The organism is Malonomonas rubra DSM 5091 (genome assembly GCF_900142125.1).
Classification (GTDB): domain Bacteria; phylum Desulfobacterota; class Desulfuromonadia; order Desulfuromonadales; family Geopsychrobacteraceae; genus Malonomonas; species Malonomonas rubra.
In genome coordinates this window covers 1-2,456 of the sequence record NZ_FQZT01000039.1, presented here as the reverse complement: position 1 = coordinate 2,456, position 2,456 = coordinate 1, and the positions used below count along the sequence as shown (strand labels likewise).

Sequence of the window (2,456 nt, the reverse complement as noted above, 5' to 3'; positions counted from 1 at the left end):
GGAGACCAGTCAAGGGCACCTAAGTGGACTGAGTGTTGGCCTATTAGGAAATCAGTGGACTGGCACCAGCGCACCTACCAAAACGCAATTTCCTAGATTTGATAATTGCCGGATCGAGCGGTAACGACCCTGCCAAAACGAAAATTGCAATATCTGACGATTGGCCGATCAGCCAGATTCAATTTCGCCAAAAGCAATTTTCTGATTTTTGAAATGACCCAAGCGCTCCACTTTGCTTCTTTGAATGTCCATATCCTTGATACAGTCAGTAGCTCAGAACGCGCACCAAGGTAACAATTCAGGTGCTGCCACTTTAAGCATTTATTCAACGCCAGGCAACATAACCAGTCCCCTTTATTCGCCATTCATCGAGGGGTGGGTCTAATATGATTTTGTTAAATTTCGCTCAAATTGCTGAGCCTCTGGACTGTGACAATCAAATTGCCGCATCAACTGTTTTGTGCCAGTAATCAAATCCATCCTCAAATCTGTTCCACCCTGATTATAAGCAAAATCAGTAATAGCCTGGAAAATACCTTGTGGTTTTGATCGTCCTACCCGACGAAAAATAGGTATGAATTCTCTATTTACTCTGAAGTGCTGTCGATATGTGTATCCGTAAGAACGAGCAATTTCCTGCCCAAGGAGATTTTTCGTAGAAGTATCTGGAACCTGGTCAACCACTTCAAAAGTGACAGAATCCTTCTTCAGACAAGAAGCATATTGATCTTGAAATTGAAAAAGATAGATCGCACGAACCGTATCAACAAGTTGAACGGCTCCAATGGCGGGGTTAATAAAGACATCAGACCAATGCGGTTCATCTCCCATAAAACTCTTGTGTCGTTGCATTTTTTCACTCTGGTAGGCGAGGTTGTGTTGTTCTATGGCAGCAGAGTTTCCTTTGTATATGGCATTTAAAAAACTGGCTCCTGGCAAGCCGTCAAATGGCCCCGAGATATTGGGGTGGTTAACCACGACTCTTCCACCCGATTGTGCCTCCCATCGCGCCTTGTTTCTACGTATGCGCTCAGCCTGGCTAATTTCCGGAGGGTGTAACCTTTCGTAGTTCTCACGTTCTTTCTGGGCCAGTTTCTCCCTTATGTCATCACGCTCGCGCTGTTGCCTTTGAAGAATGTCACTATTTTGCGCGGCTGCAACCTGATGATCTTTTCTTAAAATATCAAGAGATTCTGTCTGTGCGAGAAGGATCCTTTGATCTTCTGGAAAAGGAGCTCGAAGGGTATTCCAATCAATAGAATTTAAAGCGCTATTGAGCTCCGGCGTTGCTTCAGATCTGTTGAAAATCCCTACAGCTACACACGCTTTCATACCCCCAATAGAAATTTCCTCAAGACAGTTTGGGTAACTTATTCCATCGGCACTTTTCAACTGCGAATCGAAATAGAGAGCAATCTTGTCTTTAGAAGTATCCATCTGTACCGAGCCAAACGCATGCACCTTTTGACAAGCCGTTCCTGTTGAAGTTAAGTAACTTGGATTCATGATCCAGCCAATAGTCTTCTTATCGCTCTCTTCTGCGACAGAGGCATTCATTATCATACCCGTAGTGCACTGATCATCATCGAAGCGGACTATTCCTACGACTTGTCGAACTTTGTATGGACTTGCTGACCACAGCATAATTTCAGCGGGATAAGTTGATTTTTGGTCGACGAATTCCCCACGCCAAACACCAATGAGATCGGAATCTTGAAGTTGATCTGCTTCAAAATGATTTAAGCGGTCACGGATCTGCTGAGTTTGTTTGTCATGATCAGACTGTCGCTGCACATACTGATTGAGTTGTTGTGCCAGGGTTAGTGTGTCGCTTTGATAAGCATCGACATAGGATTTTAGACTTTTTGTTGGTTGTGGAAGTTTACGATAGGTCGATGCATATTTAAGCCAGAGATTATTAGTGTATTGAATATCGGGTGGAACGAAAACCACCCTGACCATGCTGTGTCTAGCCGGTCTGAAGTCTGTGAAATATCCTCCATCGAAATTTTCGCAGGAGGCTCCTTCCATTGCACTGAAATTCAACCGTTGTGATTTGTTATTGACCGTCAGCATTCCCGTACAAGATTGATGGCCGTTTAGAAAAGTCGCAAACCCCTCGGGTAGTCCATCTTTAGATGTCCACAATTCCAGTTCTATCTTCGAGGCATGAGAATATCTCACGCTAGCTTGGGTCGTCTCCCATGATCCCCAATAGTCCCGGTTCTGTTTCCAATTATCTGCATTGGCCGCAGTGGCAAATGAAAGACCGATGAGAATCAGAAACGCCTTTAAAAGATTTGTGCCCCCCCAAAACATATGCCTTCTCCCCCATTCTTATTTAATCGAGCAAAATCTAATTGTAGCGGAACCGGTCCCCTGGACACAAGTTTGGCTTACGCCGCCTGACGATTTTCTTGCCAGTCATGACGAATTTCCGAGGGCGCTTTGAAGTC

1 protein-coding gene is annotated in these 2,456 nt (G+C 44.5%); it reads right to left on the bottom strand.

Translation table 11 applies throughout. The features are described 5' to 3' along the window. Positions 1-381: 381 nt before the first annotated feature. Positions 382-2,319 carry a hypothetical protein gene (locus BUB13_RS18455; protein WP_072910228.1) on the bottom strand — a complete coding sequence of 646 codons (1,938 nt, stop codon included), beginning with the start codon at positions 2,317-2,319 and terminating at the stop codon, positions 382-384. Positions 2,320-2,456 lie beyond the last annotated feature (137 nt).

Bases quoted from the DNA above. Each gene is read 5' to 3' on its own strand.
- BUB13_RS18455 (WP_072910228.1), bottom strand. From the start codon at position 2,319: ATGTTTTGGGGGGGCACAAATCTTTTAAAGGCGTTTCTGATTCTCATC.